General features: G+C 59.5%; 20 protein-coding genes. 8 read left to right on the plus strand and 12 right to left on the minus strand.

The window, feature by feature from the left end; all coding sequences use genetic code 11:
• Positions 1–60 precede the first annotated feature (60 nt).
• Entirely contained in the window at positions 61–1020 is a 960-nt protein-coding gene (locus ACOH1Z_RS10555) for a 1,4-dihydroxy-2-naphthoyl-CoA synthase (RefSeq protein ID WP_449648448.1), read from the minus strand.
• A gap of 9 nt (positions 1021–1029) precedes the next feature.
• Entirely contained in the window at positions 1030–1446 is a 417-nt protein-coding gene (locus ACOH1Z_RS10560) for a 1,4-dihydroxy-6-naphthoate synthase (RefSeq protein ID WP_449648449.1), read from the minus strand.
• A 42-nt stretch (positions 1447–1488) separates the two neighbouring features.
• Between ACOH1Z_RS10560 and ACOH1Z_RS10565 the strand changes: the two genes are divergently transcribed.
• Positions 1489–2478 carry an o-succinylbenzoate synthase gene (locus tag ACOH1Z_RS10565; protein WP_449648450.1) on the plus strand — a complete coding sequence of 330 codons (990 nt, stop codon included), beginning with the start codon at positions 1489–1491 and terminating at the stop codon, positions 2476–2478.
• Between the two features lie 54 nt (positions 2479–2532).
• Positions 2533–3147, plus strand: a complete 615-nt coding sequence (locus tag ACOH1Z_RS10570) for a hypothetical protein (protein ID WP_449648451.1) — start codon at positions 2533–2535, stop codon at positions 3145–3147.
• A gap of 105 nt (positions 3148–3252) precedes the next feature.
• Here ACOH1Z_RS10570 and ccsB read toward each other — a convergent pair whose 3' ends face one another.
• From ccsB to ACOH1Z_RS10595, 5 genes are read right to left on the minus strand one after another with little or no spacing between them, the layout of a single operon-like run.
• Positions 3253–4272 carry a c-type cytochrome biogenesis protein CcsB gene (gene ccsB, locus ACOH1Z_RS10575; RefSeq protein WP_449648452.1) on the minus strand — a complete coding sequence of 340 codons (1020 nt, stop codon included), beginning with the start codon at positions 4270–4272 and terminating at the stop codon, positions 3253–3255.
• Positions 4269–5903, minus strand: coding sequence for a cytochrome c biogenesis protein ResB (gene resB, locus ACOH1Z_RS10580; protein WP_449648453.1), 1635 nt, complete (start codon positions 5901–5903; stop codon positions 4269–4271). Before resB ends, ccsB begins: the two co-directional genes overlap by 4 nt.
• Complete coding sequence (locus ACOH1Z_RS10585; RefSeq protein ID WP_449648454.1) at positions 5881–6624, minus strand: cytochrome c biogenesis CcdA family protein; 744 nt, start codon at positions 6622–6624, stop codon at positions 5881–5883. Before ACOH1Z_RS10585 ends, resB begins: the two co-directional genes overlap by 23 nt.
• On the minus strand, positions 6624–7214 hold the full coding sequence (locus ACOH1Z_RS10590; RefSeq protein WP_449648455.1) for a TlpA family protein disulfide reductase: 591 nt from the start codon (positions 7212–7214) through the stop codon (positions 6624–6626). The genes ACOH1Z_RS10585 and ACOH1Z_RS10590 overlap by 1 nt, the downstream gene beginning before the upstream one ends.
• The gene (locus tag ACOH1Z_RS10595; RefSeq protein WP_449648456.1) at positions 7211–7846 is read right to left on the minus strand and encodes a histidine phosphatase family protein; all 636 of its coding nucleotides are present in this window, start codon (positions 7844–7846) and stop codon (positions 7211–7213) included. The genes ACOH1Z_RS10590 and ACOH1Z_RS10595 overlap by 4 nt, the downstream gene beginning before the upstream one ends.
• A 66-nt stretch (positions 7847–7912) precedes the next feature.
• Here ACOH1Z_RS10595 and aspS point away from each other — a divergent pair, with 66 nt between their 5' ends.
• Positions 7913–9241 carry an aspartate--tRNA(Asn) ligase gene (gene aspS, locus ACOH1Z_RS10600; RefSeq protein ID WP_449648457.1) on the plus strand — a complete coding sequence of 443 codons (1329 nt, stop codon included), beginning with the start codon at positions 7913–7915 and terminating at the stop codon, positions 9239–9241.
• 71 nt (positions 9242–9312) lie between these two features.
• Positions 9313–9603, plus strand: a complete 291-nt coding sequence (locus tag ACOH1Z_RS10605; RefSeq protein ID WP_449648458.1) for a hypothetical protein — start codon at positions 9313–9315, stop codon at positions 9601–9603.
• Positions 9604–9675: 72 nt separating this feature from the next.
• On the opposite strand, the gene ACOH1Z_RS10610 is transcribed toward ACOH1Z_RS10605, so the two are convergent.
• Together ACOH1Z_RS10610 and ACOH1Z_RS10615 are read right to left on the minus strand one after the other, a co-directional pair.
• Complete coding sequence (locus ACOH1Z_RS10610) at positions 9676–9975, minus strand: Dabb family protein (protein WP_449648459.1); 300 nt, start codon at positions 9973–9975, stop codon at positions 9676–9678.
• Positions 9972–10229 (minus strand): glutaredoxin family protein, encoded by a 258-nt coding sequence (locus ACOH1Z_RS10615; RefSeq protein ID WP_449648460.1) that lies wholly within the window; start codon positions 10227–10229, stop codon positions 9972–9974. The genes ACOH1Z_RS10610 and ACOH1Z_RS10615 overlap by 4 nt, the downstream gene beginning before the upstream one ends.
• A gap of 24 nt (positions 10230–10253) precedes the next feature.
• Between ACOH1Z_RS10615 and ACOH1Z_RS10620 the strand changes: the two genes are divergently transcribed.
• Positions 10254–11021: an HAD family hydrolase gene (locus ACOH1Z_RS10620; protein ID WP_449648461.1), complete on the plus strand. Its 768-nt coding sequence runs from the start codon at positions 10254–10256 to the stop codon at positions 11019–11021.
• A 37-nt stretch (positions 11022–11058) separates the two neighbouring features.
• Here the strand turns inward: ACOH1Z_RS10620 and ACOH1Z_RS10625 are convergent, their stop codons facing one another.
• The 3 genes from ACOH1Z_RS10625 to ACOH1Z_RS10635 all read right to left on the minus strand — a co-directional run bounded on the left by ACOH1Z_RS10625 (position 11059) and on the right by ACOH1Z_RS10635 (position 12131).
• Positions 11059–11157, minus strand: coding sequence for a 30S ribosomal protein bS22 (locus tag ACOH1Z_RS10625; RefSeq protein ID WP_003792170.1), 99 nt, complete (start codon positions 11155–11157; stop codon positions 11059–11061).
• Positions 11158–11295: 138 nt separating this feature from the next.
• Complete coding sequence (locus ACOH1Z_RS10630) at positions 11296–11490, minus strand: helix-turn-helix domain-containing protein (protein ID WP_449648462.1); 195 nt, start codon at positions 11488–11490, stop codon at positions 11296–11298.
• Between the two features lie 149 nt (positions 11491–11639).
• Positions 11640–12131: an ArsR/SmtB family transcription factor gene (locus ACOH1Z_RS10635; RefSeq protein WP_449648463.1), complete on the minus strand. Its 492-nt coding sequence runs from the start codon at positions 12129–12131 to the stop codon at positions 11640–11642.
• 65 nt (positions 12132–12196) lie between these two features.
• Here ACOH1Z_RS10635 and ACOH1Z_RS10640 point away from each other — a divergent pair, with 65 nt between their 5' ends.
• Genes ACOH1Z_RS10640 through ACOH1Z_RS10650 form a run of 3 tightly spaced genes read left to right on the plus strand, consistent with a single transcriptional unit; the run spans position 12197 to position 15565 of the window.
• Positions 12197–13636, plus strand: a complete 1440-nt coding sequence (locus ACOH1Z_RS10640) for a TrkH family potassium uptake protein (RefSeq protein WP_449648464.1) — start codon at positions 12197–12199, stop codon at positions 13634–13636.
• A complete protein-coding gene (locus ACOH1Z_RS10645) occupies positions 13629–14300 on the plus strand; it encodes a potassium channel family protein (RefSeq protein ID WP_449648465.1) in 672 nt (223 codons plus the stop codon). The genes ACOH1Z_RS10640 and ACOH1Z_RS10645 overlap by 8 nt, the downstream gene beginning before the upstream one ends.
• Before the next feature lie 50 nt (positions 14301–14350).
• Positions 14351–15565, plus strand: a complete 1215-nt coding sequence (locus ACOH1Z_RS10650) for an ROK family transcriptional regulator (RefSeq protein WP_449648466.1) — start codon at positions 14351–14353, stop codon at positions 15563–15565.
• The last annotated feature ends 13 nt before the right edge of the window (positions 15566–15578 follow it).

A 15578-nucleotide genomic window follows, 5' to 3' on the forward strand; every position in this document is an offset into this window, starting at 1 on the left:
GCGTCTTCGCTCGAGTGCGTCGGGTCGCAGAGTCGGCGTTGACTCGGCTGTTGTGCGTCGTTAGTACTGCCAGGGGAATGGCGACCAGTCGGGGGCTCGCTTTTCCAAGAACGAGTCACGGCCTTCGACGGCTTCATCCGTTCCGTAGGCCAATCGGGTGGCTTCTCCCGCAAAAACTTGTTGGCCGACGAGTCCGTCGTCAACAGCGTTGAGGGCGAATTTCACCATTCTGATGGCGGTGGGCGACTTGGTCATGATCGTTTGTGCCCATTCGTAGGCGGTCGCTTCAAGCTCGGCGTGCGGCACTGCGGCGTTGATCGCTCCCGCATCGAGGGCACGTTGAGCGTCGTACTCGCGGGCCAAGAAGAAGACTTCTCTGGCAAACTTTTGGCCGACCTGGCGGGCGAAGTATGCACTGCCGTAGCCGGCGTCGAACGAGCCGACGTCGACATCCGTCTGCTTGAAGCGGGCATGTTCGGCGCTGGCAATGGTGAGGTCGCAGACGACGTGAAGTGAGTGGCCTCCTCCGGCAGCCCAGCCGGGAACAACGGCGATAACCACCTTCGGCATGAAGCGGATGAGGCGCTGCACTTCGAGAATGTGGAGGCGGCCTGCGGCGGCTCGGCGCTTTCCTGCCGCGGCAGCAGCATCCTCCTCAGAAACCTCTCCAGCGGCGGCGGGGTTCGTTGCCCCCTCTTGACCCTCGTACTCATAGCCCGCGCGACCACGAATGCGCTGGTCGCCGCCGGAACAGAACGCCCAGCCGCCATCTTTTTCGCTTGGTCCATTGCCGGTGAGCAGCACGACGCCGATGCGCGGATTCTGACGCACGTCATCGAGCGTTTGGTAGAGCTCATCGACGGTGTGCGGGCGGAATGCGTTGCGCACCTCTGGGCGATCGAAGGCGATACGCGCGATCGTTCCCGTCACATCGTGGTGATAGGTGATATCCGTAAGGTCATCGAATCCAGCGACTGATCGCCACAACTTTTCGTCAAAAATTTCTGAAACCAGCGCCATGGCTCCACCCTAGCTACCGAAGAAGCGAAATACCGTGAGAAGTGCGAGCGGATTGGCGAGGATGGCCATGGCGAGCCCAAAGGCTGCCCAACGACGCTGGTAACCAAGAATGAGGCTGATAACCGCGGTAATGATGCCAAAGATCGACACGATGATCGTGCTGTAGCTGAGCCAGGTTCCGGCGACAAGGCTGCCTTGGATGCTCATGACCATTGCGACGATGAGGAGTACGAGAGTGGCAAGCCCTAATGCGGCGGCGACGAAACCAAGCCAGGTTGGGCGTTTGGGCCGCACCAGATAGCTGTCGTCAACGTTGTCTGGCTCGGGAGGTTCGCTCGAAATTTCGGGTTCTTCTTCAACAACGCCCACGACGTAATACGGCACAACTTTGGTCGCGATGCGCTCGATATCTCCCGGATTAGTCACGCAATTACCCTAACCGACGCGAGAACTTGTCAGACTAGAGACATGTTCCCCACAGTGAACGAAATTCTCGACACCGCACGTGTGGTGTCCCTTCCGATGACTTCGCGTTTTCGCGGTATCGATCAGCGTGAAGCGCTGCTCTTTCGCGGGCCCCAGGGTTGGGCCGAGTTCTCCCCGTTCGTGGAGTACGACGACGCGGAGGCGAGCACGTGGCTCTTGGCCGCGATTGATTACGCGTGGAATGAGACTCCGCCGCTGCTCCGCGACCATATTTTTGTCAATGCGACGGTTCCCGCGGTTGACGCGGAACTGGTCGAAGCGGTTCTCGAGCGCTTCGACGGCTGCCGAACTGCCAAGGTGAAGGTCGCCGAACCGGGGCACACGCTCGCGGATGATGTGGCACGCGTAGCCGAAGTGCGTCGCGTGATGGGACCAGAAGGTCGCATTCGCATCGACGCGAATGGGGCGTGGACGGTCGATGAGGCTGAGCGTGCTGTTCATGCACTCGCAAAGTTCGACCTTGAGTATGTGGAACAGCCCTGCGCGTCTGTTGAGGAGCTCGGCGAGTTGCGCGGCCGCATCGCCTACATGGGAATCCCGGTGGCTGCGGATGAGAGTGTGCGCAAAGCTGAAGATCCACTTGCGGTGGCTCGTGCCGGTGCCGCCGACTTGCTTGTCGTCAAGGCGCAGCCTTCTGGAGGCATTTCTCGCGCACTCAGCGTCGCTTCAGAAGCCGGACTCCCCATTGTGGTTTCTAGCGCCCTCGAAACGTCAGTGGGGCTCGCGATGGGAGCCCATCTGGCAGCCGCGCTTGACACCCTTGAATACGACTGCGGTCTCGCTACGGCATCCCTGTTGGCGGCAGATGTCACGTCGTCACCATTGCGTGCCCGGGCCGGTCGCATTGAAGTGCGACGCGTGGATGCCGAGGAGGCACTCCTTACCCGCTGGGCTGCCAACCCCGAGCGTACTCAGTGGTGGATGTCGCGGCTCGAGCGCTGCTACGCACTAGGTAAAAACTACTCACAGTAGCGATCGGAGTGCTCACTATGCTTGGCACGGTCAGCCCACCGCCGAGGAGCAAAAATGAGTACAGAGTCGCGTCGGATGCTCGCGATTGTCGCCCTGAGCCTGATGAGTATCGGCGCGGTGAGTGCGTGCACAGCGCCAGAAGCAGCCACGACGGACACCGAGGCTGAAGAGGAAGCCAGCGTCGCTGCGCCTGTCGAAGAGGAGTCAGCGAGTGCTCCAGCGTGTCTAATCGGTGACTGGTACATCGAACAGGACCAGATGCAGGCGTTTTATTCGGCTGTGAGCGAATCGAACGACAATGTCGACATTTCTGTTGAGGGCGGCACGGGGCTCTCCTTTTCTGACACTGGCTATGTCTACACCCCAGAGTTCGCCATCCTCGTGCAGGTTGCGGGGGCTGATGGCACTGGCAGCATTACCGGAAACGTGACCGGTGACTACACGGCTACGGAAACGGAAATCAGCACGTCGCATGACGTCAGCGCCGTCGCGGTGTCGGTGACAGTCTCGGGGATCACGATGGACGGAACCGATTTGTTCGGCGAGTTCCTTTCGAGCGCGCCCATCAATTCTGCACCGTACGAGTGCGCTGACGATGGGCCGATCATCCAATTCGATACGGGCGACGGAAATCCGCGCGTGCCGATCACGCTCACCCCGGCCAGCTAGCTCGGGGTCACCAGAGCCACAGGGCTCTCACACTAGCTAACGCTGGGGTGCTGCTCGGTGCGGCCCCAGCGTTATTACTTCGCTCCATCGAGCGAGGCGGTGCGCCTACAGACCTGAGTAGGCGTGCAGGCCTTTGAAGAACAGGTTGACGATCGTGAAGTTGAAGACGATCGCAGTGAAGCCAACAATGGCGAGCCAGGCTGAACGTGAGCCACGCCATCCTCGAGTCGCTCTCGCGTGAATGTAACCCGCATAGATGGTCCAGATGATGAAGGTCCAGACCTCTTTGGTGTCCCAGCCCCAGTAACGACCCCATGCACGCTCGGCCCACACAGCGCCGGCAATGAGAGTAAACGTCCACATGACGAAGCCGACAACAGTGAGCCGGTACGCCAACGTTTCGAGACGATCTGCCGCTGGAAGAGTGTCGAGGAACCGCAACTTGAGCGCCTTGCCCGCCTCACGACGAGCCTGCATGAGCTGAACGATCGAGAGACCAGCAGCGAGCGCAAAGACGCCGGTGCTCAAGCTGGCAACGAAGACGTGGATGACCAACCAGGCCGATTGCAATGCTGGCGGCAGTGGCACGACATCCACATAGAAGCTTGAGGTTCCCACGCCGAGTGCAATCAGCGAGAAGCCGGTGATGAATGAGCCCAAGAAGCGGAGGTCTTGCCAGAACTGCACCAACAGGAAAACGCCGACGATGAGGGCAGTAGCGGTGAGGGTGAACTCAAACATGTTGGCCCACGGCACCCGGTTGGCGGCAACGCCACGGAACACCACAGCACCAACGTGCAGCACCCACGCAATAACGGTGAGTGCCATGGCGAGGCGCAGATACTTGGGCGATGCGGGTCGGGCAGCTTCACTGCCTGATCGTGGGGCATCGTCGCGGGTCAGCGTCGCTGTGCCGCCACCAGTTGCGAAAGCTTTCGACGCTGCCATGACGCCAACACGGCTGGCGGAGGTTGAAGTCAGCCCGGTCGCCGCCGCTGCAGAAGCATCGCTCGACTCTGCCGAGCGGCGTGCCAAATCGACAGCGAACATTACGAACGCGAGGGTATAGATCGCCATCGCTGAATAAACCGCAATCAACGAATACGACACGAAGGTCTCAGTCACGAATCCACCCTAACCGTCAGTTGCTGAGAATGTTTCTCCGCAAATTCTGTCACCGACGACTCAAGGTTGGGATCGTCTCCCCGCGCCAGAGCCGCATATTCAATTGTTGTCGTGCCGGAGGCGTCGGTTGTGGCGGAAACCCACATGCGGCGACGCGGAATAAACAGGCTTGTTACGAGGCCAGCGATTACCAGAATGGCAAAGATCAGCACCGGCAATTGCGAAGGATCGTGGTGCACGTCGAGGGACGCAAAGCGGGGGATGCTCGCGAGTTCTACGCTGCCAAGCCCGTTGGGCAGCTCTGCCCGATCTCCCGGAGTCAGGCGAAGGGTTTCTGCGTCTGAGGTTCGTCCAGCAATCTGATCAAGAGAGTCAGTATTGAGCGCGTAAGCGTTGGTTCCCTGCCCGTTGTCGAGCCCCAGATCGCCCTGGTACACCTCGAGGGTGAGCGTGGGGGCAACGAGGTCGGGATACACCGAGACAAGAGCGCCCGAGCTGAGCGTGCCGGTCGTTGGGTAAAGGAAGCCGAGCATTCCGATCTGCTGATCGAGGCCATCCGGAATCTTGATCACGCACGTGCTGCCCAGGTTGGCGTCAAAGGGAAGGCACGCAGTGGGCTGAGACCAGACCACTACGTCGTCGGCATCTCGCACGGTGAGCACTGGCGCATAGCCGTTGCCGAGAAGATAGATGTTTGTTCCGCCAACGTTCAATGGCTCATTGACTTTGATCCGTGCCGTTTCGGAGCTTTGCCCGCGCATCGTGGTTGTCACATTCGCTGTGAAGTCGATTGCCTGCCCGAGCGCGTCACGATTCGTCTGCTCGTAGACAGGCTCGAAGGAGTCCAGTGCCACGCTGAAAGGCTCGAGTGCTTCATCCGTGAAGAAGCGACCGGGGTTGAACGAGTCGTAGCTCGCGAGCGAATTGCTGAACGCATAGCCCTCAACAACGACGCGCTGACCCGTGTAACCGAAGCCGCCACCGAGTCCAACCGCAAGAAGCACTCCGACGAGAGCGGAATGGAAGACAAGGTTGCCGGTCTCACGCAGGTAACCCCGTTCGGCACTGACCGAATCGCCATAGAGTTCTGTGCGGTAGCGCTGCGAGCGCAAGAGGCGCCGAGCGGACTCGACGACGGTAGCCGCATCCGCATCAGTCGTGCGCGTCGTAAAGCCCTCAAGGCGTGAAAGGCGCGCCGGTGTCTTGGGCGGTCGTGCACGAAGCGCATCGAAGTGGTGCTTCGTTCGCGGCAGCACACAGCCGATAAGCGAGATGAACAGCAGTAGGTAGATCGCCGAGAACCACACCGAGGTGTAGGTGGTGAAGACCTGAAAGAAATCGAGAATCGCCGCGGTGTCTGGGTAGTTACGGCGATAGGCAATAACTCCGTTTGGGTCAGAGCTAACCTGAGGCACGAGCGAACCCGGTATCGCCGCAACCGCAAGTAGCAAGAGCAAGAACAGTGCGGTGCGCATGCTCGTGAGCTGTCGCCAAAAGAAGCGCGCATAGCCGCTGGGCCCCAGCCGGGGCTGCTGAATTTTGCTCTGCTGCGGATCTGGCGCATCCATGTGGTCACTGGGACGCGTTGCGTCACCACCGGTCACAGAATCAGAGGAGTGTGTCGAAGCCACCGATCACCGCCCCCAAACTTGTCACGATTGCGCGCCACACACCGGTGACCATGAGTATTCCGATCAGCACGAGCAATCCTCCGCCGACCAAGTTAATTATGCGGATGTGGCGGCGCATCCAGGTCACCGAACTCGTTGCCCAATTCAAACCGAGGGCGACAAGCAGGAACGGGATGCCGAGCCCGAGACTGTAGGCGACACCAACAATCGCCGCGCGGCCCGGGTCTCCCCCATCGAGAACCATGCTGCCGACGGCGATCAAGGTCGGGCCAACACAGGGCGTCCAGCCGAGAGCGAAGACGATACCGAGCAATGGCGCACCCGCTAGGCCAGTAGCGACCTTCAGTTGCGGGCGAATCGTTCGTTGGGCAAAAGTGACCTGCCCAATGAACACAAGCCCCATCACAATGACGAGTGCCCCGGCGATGCGGGTAATGAGATCGAGCCAGGGTCGCAACAGCAGCCCCGCCGTGCCAAACAGAACCGTAAAGGCGACGAACACGACAGTGAAACCGAGGATGAAGAGTCCGACTCCGAGAACAAGTCGCTTCGTGCTGCCCTTCTCTTCTGCGCTCGTGAAGCCTCCGATATAGCCGAGATATCCCGGCACAAGAGGCAAAACGCATGGCGACGCAAACGACACCAAGCCAGCGAGCAATGCGATCGGAATCACGACAAGGAGGTTGCCGCCGAGAACGAGCTCCCCGATCGGGCTCGACACTACTGGTCCTCGGCGATGACGGAGTCCATCATCGCCGCAAGGATGCTCGGGTCACGGACAAGTCCGCTAATGCGTGCAGCAACTCGCCCATCGCGATCGACCACGAGCGTGGTCGGCACTGCGTTAGGGGGCACCGAGCCAGCGAACGCCAATTGCACGCCCGCGGTCTTCGCGTCGAGAACTGAAGGGTAAGGAATGCCGAATTCTGTGGCAAAAGTCCGAGAGTTTTCCGCGGTATCCGAGACATTCACGCCGAGGAAAGGCACGTCAGGATATTCGACACTCAGCGCCGCAAGGTCAGGCGCTTCGAGTCGGCACGGCGGGCATCCGGCGTACCAAAAATTGACGACATAAACAGAACCAGCGAAGTCATCACTTGACACCATTTCGCCATTGTCTAGCGTTGCCTGATAGGTGATGGGTTCATCGCGGTCGCTTGCCGGAATCTCGACCGTCGAACCGTCGCCAGAAATGTAGCCCTCTTCTGAACCGTTCTGATATTGGTCCGCGAGCGATTCGTTGGGGGTCGAGCACGACACCGTGACAAGGGCGAGGGCCGCCACAACTGCGGCGATGAGACGGCGGTTCACACTGCTCCTAGATCGGTGGATGCTGCGAGCAATTCTCCCGCAGGTTCCTGATAGTCAACCTCGACGAACTCGTCACCCTCGCGGGCAAGGGTTGTGATGCTCGACAGCGTGCAGCGACGGCGGCGCGGGTCGTGCGCTAGTCGCATCTTCTTCACCGAGCGGGCAACCATCACGATCGGCATTTGGTGGCTAACCATGACGATCTCGCCGCCATCCGCGGCAGACCAGGCGGCGTCAACGGCTTCGAGCATCCGTGCTTCAACGCTGAGAAAGGCTTCGCCCCAACTGGGCTTCAGGGGGTTGATCAATTGTGGCCACGCCCGCGGATTGCCGAGAACGTGAGGAAAACGGAACTGGCTGCCCTCGAACCAGTTGTATGGCTCCACGATGCGCTCTTCGGTGACAATCGGAAGGTTGTAGCGCTGGGACCACGGCTGCGCTGATTCTTGGGCGCGCTGCAGGGGGCTCGCGTAGAGCGCCGTGAGCGGCCGGTCGGCCAGACTAGCGGCGGCGACATCCGCCATTGTGTGTCCGAGTTCACTGAGGTGATACCCGGGGAGGCGGCCATAGAGAATGTGGTCAGGATTGTGCACTTCACCATGGCGGACGAGATGGATGAGGTCAGCTGGCACGTCATTCAGTCTACGTCTGCTGCTGTTCGCACTTTCCCTCGCGCTATCCCCGGTAAACTCAGCGCTGTGACTACACGCACCCTTATTAAGAACTTGGCCGCAGCAAGCGATGGAGCAACCTCCGTTTCGGGTTGGGTCGACACCGTTCGAGATCAAAAGAAGGTGCAGTTTGTTGTGCTGCGCGACGAGTCTGGTGCGGTGCAGCTTGTTCACCCCCGCTCATTCAACGAAGACGGCACGCCTGCTGAGGATGCTCTCGCCGACACCATCTCTGGGCTCGCTCAGGGCACCTTCCTCACTGCGACCGGTGAGCTGAAGCACGATGAGCGCGTGAAGCTTGGCGGAGTCGAGATCAAGCTCGATGGCATTGAGCTTGCCGGCGAGGCAATCGCCGAGACGCCTATTGCTGAAGACTCCAGCGTCGACAAGCGCATGGATTGGCGCTTCCTCGACCTGCGAGTTCCGCGTAACAGCCTGATTTTCCGCATCCAGACCACCCTCGAGCACGCCTGGCGCACCTACTGGGTTGAGAACGACTTCATCGAAGTTCACACCCCCAAGCTCATGGCTAGCGCGAGCGAATCAAATGCCGAGCTCTTTGAGGTCGAATACTTCGACACCAAGGCGTACTTGGCGCAGAGCCCCCAGTTCTTCAAGCAGATGGCTCAGGCTGCCGGTTTCGGCAAGATCTTCGAGATCGCACCCAGCTTCCGTGCAGACCCCAGCTTCACGTCACGCCACGCCACCGAGTTCACGATGGTCGACAACGAGATCAGCTGGATCGACAGCCACGAAGATGTCATGAAGTTGCACGAAGAGCTCATGGTTGTTGGCTTCCAAGCTGTCAAAGACAAGCACGGCGACGAGATCGAGAAGCTGTTCGGCAGTGAACTGACGGTTCCGTCCACTCCGTTCCCCCGCATCCCGCTCGCTGAGGCCAAGCAGATTGTGAGCGACCGCGGCTACACGGTTCCTCGTGCCGACGCCGACATGGACCCGGAGGGCGAGCGCCAGATCGCCGCCTACGTGAAAGAAACTTTCGGTCACGACTTCGTTTTCTTGACCGATTACGCAGCAAGCATCCGCCCGTTTTATCACATGCGTCATGCGGATGATGCTGGCCTCACGAACAGCTACGACCTCGTCTATAACGGCGTCGAGATTTCTACTGGCGCCCAGCGCGAGCACCGTGTTGACGTGTTGGAGGCGCAGATTCGCGACAAGGGGCTCGACCCCGCTGAGCTCGACTTCTACCTCGATTTCTTCCGTTACGGCGTTCCGTCGCACGGTGGATTCGGCATGGGCCTTGGACGCGTGCTGATGCTCATGCTTGGCCTTCCGAACCTGCGCGAAGCAACGTATCTCTTCCGCGGTCCGACGCGTCTGACCCCATAGCCTCTGCTGCCGGCGCAATCCGACACACCTCCCCATAGCCAGCACGCAACCCGTTAAGGCAGGATGACGACATGTCAAAGAAAATTGATGCCGCGCTCAAGGATCTGAAGAAGGCGCTCAACAAGCATGCCGAAGTGGTTGGCCGCAAGCCGGTCTCCCTCAAGAAGGCGCAGCGAGCGACCGCGAAGGTTGCCGCAGCGGCAACAAACTATGCCGAGATTGTGCACGCCAAGACGGGAATGGGCAACCCATTCGACGACATGCTGCAGCCGGGCCTCGATAGCGGAACGCTCGCGTCATTGGCTGCGGAGCGCGACTCGATCAAGAACCACTTGACGGGCCCAATCCCCGTCAAACGGTAGCTTGTGTGATCTCACCGCGGTGAGGGCCACCGCGTAGTGCGCGCCGTTTAGGGGCGGGCAGCCGCTGGAGAATTACGCCTCGAAGTCGACGGATGCCCGTTCGCGAGTGTTTGCCTTGACCACAGCGCCGGCAGTCACGTGCAAAGGGTGCGTTGCGTAGACGGCAAGGGCTTCGACCGATGGGTGCTCTGACACGAGGATGACATCCCAATTCGCTTCAGCGTTGGCCGCATTCTGGCGCACCGTCAGGCTCTCAAGACCTTCGATTTGGCCGACGAGGGGCTCGAGGGCTGCGGCCATGGCATCCACTGCAGCTTTCTGCCCAGCGGCATCTTCGGCGATGAGTTTCCACATGACAACGTGACGGATCATTCTGATTCCTCCTGGAGTGCAGCGGTTAACCGCGCGGGCTCGACACGCCAAATGGTGTGTACGCGGTCGTCGATCAATACAACAGGAATCTCGTCCCGGTATTTCGTGTGTAGCTCTTCGTCATCCAGAATCGATTTCTCTGTGAGCTCGACTGAGACTCCGGGTCGCAGTTCTGCGATGACGCTGGTGATCACATCCCTTGCATCGTCACATAAATGACAACCGGGTTTGCCGATCAATACGAGATGTTTCATTGGCACGACCCTAGAATAATGCGGATGCCCGAGGTAACGTCGCCCCAGCCCGACCAGAACGCAGTTCTGGCGTTCTTTGACGTGGACAACACCCTGATGCGCGGCGCGAGCGTGTACTACCTTGCGAAAGAAGCGTGGCGTCAGGGAATAGTTGGTTGGCGAGATATCGCCCTGTTTGCGTGGCAACAGTTCCGCTTTGTCGCTGTCGGCGAGAATCACAAGCACATGGCGACGGCCCGAGAGCGTGCCCTAGCAATTGTTGGTGGGCATTCCGAGCACACGCTTTTCACGCTCGCCGAGCACATTTATGAGCGCGACATTCTGCCCAATCTGTGGCCGGAGACGGTCGACCTCACGAAGGAGCATCTGGCGAAGGGGCACGAAGTTTGGCTCATCACGGCGACCCCGCAGTTCGTTGCCGACGTGATCGCCAAACGGTTGGGGCTCACCGGAGCGCTCGGAACACGCGTGCACGCCAAAGATGGCGTTCTCACGGGAGAACTCGACGGTCATGTGCTTCACGGTGCCGAGAAGGCTACCGTCGCCACAGAACTTGCCGAGCGGCACGGAGCCGATCTCGCGGAATGCTGGGCATACTCCGACTCCAGCAACGACATCCCCCTACTGAGTGCGGTGGGGAACCGAGTTGCCGTGAATGCGGATGCAAAGCTAACGCGTCATGCGCAAAAAATGGGTTGGCAGATTCTGCCGCTCAACCGCGCCGGCCTCAAAGAGGCGAGAAGACGGGTCAAGCGGCAGGCCAAAACCGTGCGTAAGCGCGGTCAGTTATAACAACACTGAACCGTGCGTAAGCGCGGTCGTTAACGATCTACTTCTTGTTGCGGCGCTGGTGGCGCGTCTTACGAAGCAGCTTGCGGTGCTTCTTCTTGGCCATACGCTTGCGACGCTTTTTGATGACTGAACCCATAGGGACCTCACTGATTTCTGAACGAACCGACCCGGTCCGATTCAGAACCGCGGAAAGACATACCGGAAGAGTTTACCGCACCGGGCGGGTTATGAAGTTTCGATGGCCGAGGAATGAACCAAGCCTGAATGCTAGCTGTTAGCCGACCTCGGAAATTGAGGGTGATACTGCGGTCGCGACGGCCGATTCGGGGATGCGAAATGAGCGTCCGAATCGAACTGCAGGCAGCTCGCCAGAGTGAACCATGCGATACACAGTCATATTTGACACTCGCATCATGTCTGCCACTTCGGCGACAGTGAGAAAGCGCATGTCAGAAAGATCCTGTGTCATCGGACCAGCCCCTCTAGTTTTCCCAGCAGCGCCAGTGTGAACGACCGCCATTGCACTCGGAATGTTACTGAAGTGCTAATCGGTAACAATAGGGGCTGGTGTGACTCGGTGTCCAGCCCTAAATTCGCTAACGGCGGCGCGCCTGCGATCTAATCTTTGCCAAATATGCGAGTACGCACCGTCTGCGGGAGGTGCTTCGCCGCTTCAGAGACATCGTGCAGCGCTGAACGAGCGCGATGCGTGCGTTCGGCAACCTGTCGACCAAGGTTGTCTCCAACGTCCACCCCCGACCAGGCAGCGAATGCCCCGGCCGACGCCAACGCTTCAGCGTCAAGATCGTCAAAGTCGTCGTGGAAGTCAGCGCTCAAGAACGGGATCAACCAATCTTCGACCTCCTCGAGGGGAGTTGAGTCAAGGCGGTAATAGCGGTGTTGGCCATCTTCACGCACCGACACCAATCCGTGATCGCGCAGCACCTTAAGGTGCTTGGAGACCGTCGGTTGGCTCAGATTGAGCTTCTCAACAATCTCGCTAACGCTGAGCTCGCCACTGGGAGAATCAGAAGCGATGTACTGCTCAAGCAGTACCGTCAAAAGGCTACGCCGAGTTGAATCGGCTACTACGTCAAAGATGTCGGCCATTGCATAAGGGTAGTCGGGCTTGCTGGGGAGTACCATGGCCTCCTGTGCGTGGGGAGAGAAAACTTATGAGTCCGCGGGCACCCATGCGTGCACATACTCGTGATCGCAGCATTGCCGGTCGAGTACGTGACCTGATTGATCGTTTCGCCGCCGCTACGCCGGCCCGATTCGCGATCGCTATCTTTTCTGCGCTCGTTGTCGTTCTGACAACCCTGCTCGTCTTGCCGATTTCGGCACGCGATGGCCAAGCCACTCCGCTTGTTGATGCCCTGTTTACCGCCGTTTCGGCGATCTGCGTAACCGGCCTGACGACGCTCGATATGGCCACGCATTGGTCAGCATTCGGAAACACCGCCATCCTGATTGGATTGCAGGTCGGCGGAATCGGTGTGCTCACCCTCGCCAGCATGCTTGGTCTCGTCGTGTCTCGTCGCCTTGGTTTGCGTCAACGTCTCATCGCTGCCAGTGACTCGAATCCCTCGCGAATTCACGTTGGCCCCGTTTCGGAGTCGCAAGCAATTCGTTTAGGCGAAATTGGCGGCCTTCTCGCGACCGTCGCCATCAGCGCCCTCGCCATCGAGTTTGTACTCGCGCTCGTGATCATTCCGCGGTTGCTGGTTGAGGGCCTCGATGTGTGGCCCGCCATTTGGCAGGGTTTCTATTTTGCGGCATCCGCTTTCACGAACACAGGCTTTGTGCCCGCCGTCAGCGGCATGGAAGCTTTTGCTCAAGACCCGTGGATGCTCGGCGCTATTGGCACCGGCGTGTTCCTGGGCAGCCTCGGTTTTCCTGTCATCTTCGCCGTGGTGCGCAAGATCAAAGCCGGTGCACGTCTCTCGGTTCACGCCCGCCTCACCATCACCACCACGATCTTGCTCATCATTGTCGGGGCAATAGCGGTGATCGTGCTCGAGTGGAATAACACGAACACCCTCGGTGGCCAAAGCATCATGTCGAGGCCGCTGACGGCAACGTTCCTGTCAACGATGACCCGCTCGGGTGGCTTCTCCACGATTGATATCAATGAGCTCAATGGCTCGTCGCTACTCGTCTTTGACATGCTCATGTTTGTCGGTGGCGGGTCGGCATCCACCGCTGGAGGCATCAAAGTCACCACTCTTGCCGTGCTGTTCTTGGCCGCTCTCGCTGAAGCACGCGGTGACAACGACATGCACGCGTTTGAACGCCGCATCCCGACTGACGTGTTGCGCTTGGCCGTCAGCGTGACCCTGTGGGGCGCAACTATCGTCGCGATCTCCACCATTGCAATCTTGCAGATAACGAAAGAGCCACTCGATCGGGTGCTCTTTGATGTGATCTCCGCGTTTGCTACCTGTGGGTTATCGACAGGGCTCACCGAGACTCTGCCGGATTCTGGAAAGTACATTCTCGCGGCCACAATGTGGGCAGGACGAGTGGGAACGGTTACTCTGGCGGCAGCCCTTGCGGCCAGTCAGCGCCGTCAATTGTTCACGAGAGCAGAAGAGAGGCCCATCGTTGGTTGACAAGATTCCGCACAACGCGCCGGTGCTAGTGATCGGTCTCGGTCGGTTCGGTGCCGCTACCGCCGGTCAGTTGCAGCGCCTCGACCGCGAAGTTCTCGCGATCGACGAAGATCTCGGCCTCGTGCAAAAGTGGTCAGAACGAGTGACCCATGCTGTGCAGACGGATGCCCGCAGCATTGATGCGCTTCGTCAGATTGGCGCAGAAGACTTTTCGATCGCTGTGGTTGCTGTCGGTTCATCGATCGAGGCGAGCGTGTTGATCACCGCGAACCTGGTCGACCTCAAGATTCCGCAGATCTGGGCGAAGGCCATCAGTCGCTCCCACGGCAAGATTCTCAATCGCATTGGGGCAAACCACGTGATCTATCCGGAGGCTGAAGCCGGCGAGCGCGTTGCTCACTTGGTTTCGGGGCGGATGCTCGACTTCATTGAATTCGATGATGACTTCGCGATCGTGAAAATGTATCCGCCGAAGCCCATCCGCGGTGTGCCTCTCAGCGAGTCTCAAGTGCGCCGCAAGTACGGAATCACGGTCGTCGGCGTGAAGTCGCCAGGCAAGGAATTCACGTACGCAACACCAGATACGGTGATCTCGAATCACGATCTTGTGATCGTCAGTGGCAACTCAGAGAACATCGAAAAGTTTGCGACGCTGGCGAGTTAGCCCCGTTCGTGGACTGATTCTCTTGCCCCGCCTACCTGTATCTTGATTCAGTGAGCAAAATACGGGCGACCCCGGGGTCGCAATCTTCGCTCCGCGAAGCTAACCGCGCTCGCATAGTCGACGCGGTGAAGCATCACGGTGGGCTCACCCAGATCGAACTTGCCGGCGTCACCGGTCTTTCTCCCGCAACAGTCTCCAATATCGTCAAGGAGCTTGCGGCTGCCGGGGTTGTGGCGACGAACCCGAGCACACGCAGCGGTCGGCGCGCCCATCAGGTCACCCTCGCTCGCGCCCTTGGCCTCGTTGCTGGCGTGCACTTCTCTGAACGGCACATGCGGGTTGCGCTGTCTGATGTGGCTCACACCGTCGTTGCCGAGCAGCACATGCCCTTGGCTAAAGACCACCGCGCTGACAATGAACTCAATCGTGCAGCCCAATTGATTACCGACATGCTTGAGTCGGTTGACGCCACTCACGATGAGATTCTGGCTGTTGGGCTGGCGATGCCAGCGCCCATGGACAGCTCGAGCGGCATCATCACGAGAACAGGCATCATGCGCGGGTGGGATGGTGTTCCGGTCGCTGAGTCGTTGGGCATCCGTCTCAATAGCCCCGTTTATGTCGATAACAACGCCAATTTGGGTGCGCTAGCGGAGTACCGTTCTGGTGCGTTGCGCGGCAAACCCAATTCTTTGTACGTCAGTGTCGATGAGGGAATTGGCGCTGGACTCATTCTTAACGGCGCCGTATTCCGCGGCCACAATGGCACCGCTGGCGAATTTGGGCACATGGTGCTCAACGAAAATGGAGCCCTGTGTCGGTGCGGCAACCGTGGCTGCCTCGAAACGCTGGTTGGCGGTCAAGCCATCATCGAGTTGGTGCGGTCCGGGCGTCGCGGGCTCAAGCTGCATGATGTTGTCGTGAAAGCGATTGGCGGAGATGCTGAGTGCATCCGTGCCATTGCTGATGCCGGACGTCACTTGGGTGTCGCCGCGGCAAACATTTGCAATGTTTTTGATCCGGATCGTATCGCCGTTGGCGGGGAGCTCTCGCAGGCGGGAGAGCTCTTGCTCGGTCCGATGCGGCACGCAATGGAACGAGCTGTCATCGTTGGCCCAGAGCGGGCCGCCGACCTCGTGCAAAGTCAGCTTGGGGCGCGAACCGAGCTTCTTGGCTCGATCGCCTTCGCCATTGATCAGCTCACCATCGGGGCAGATTCGGTGACCTCTTCGGCTGTTCCGCCAGTACCGGCTGCTGCACCATGACGGCCGCGCGGTT

The organism is Rhodoglobus sp. (assembly GCF_053580035.1).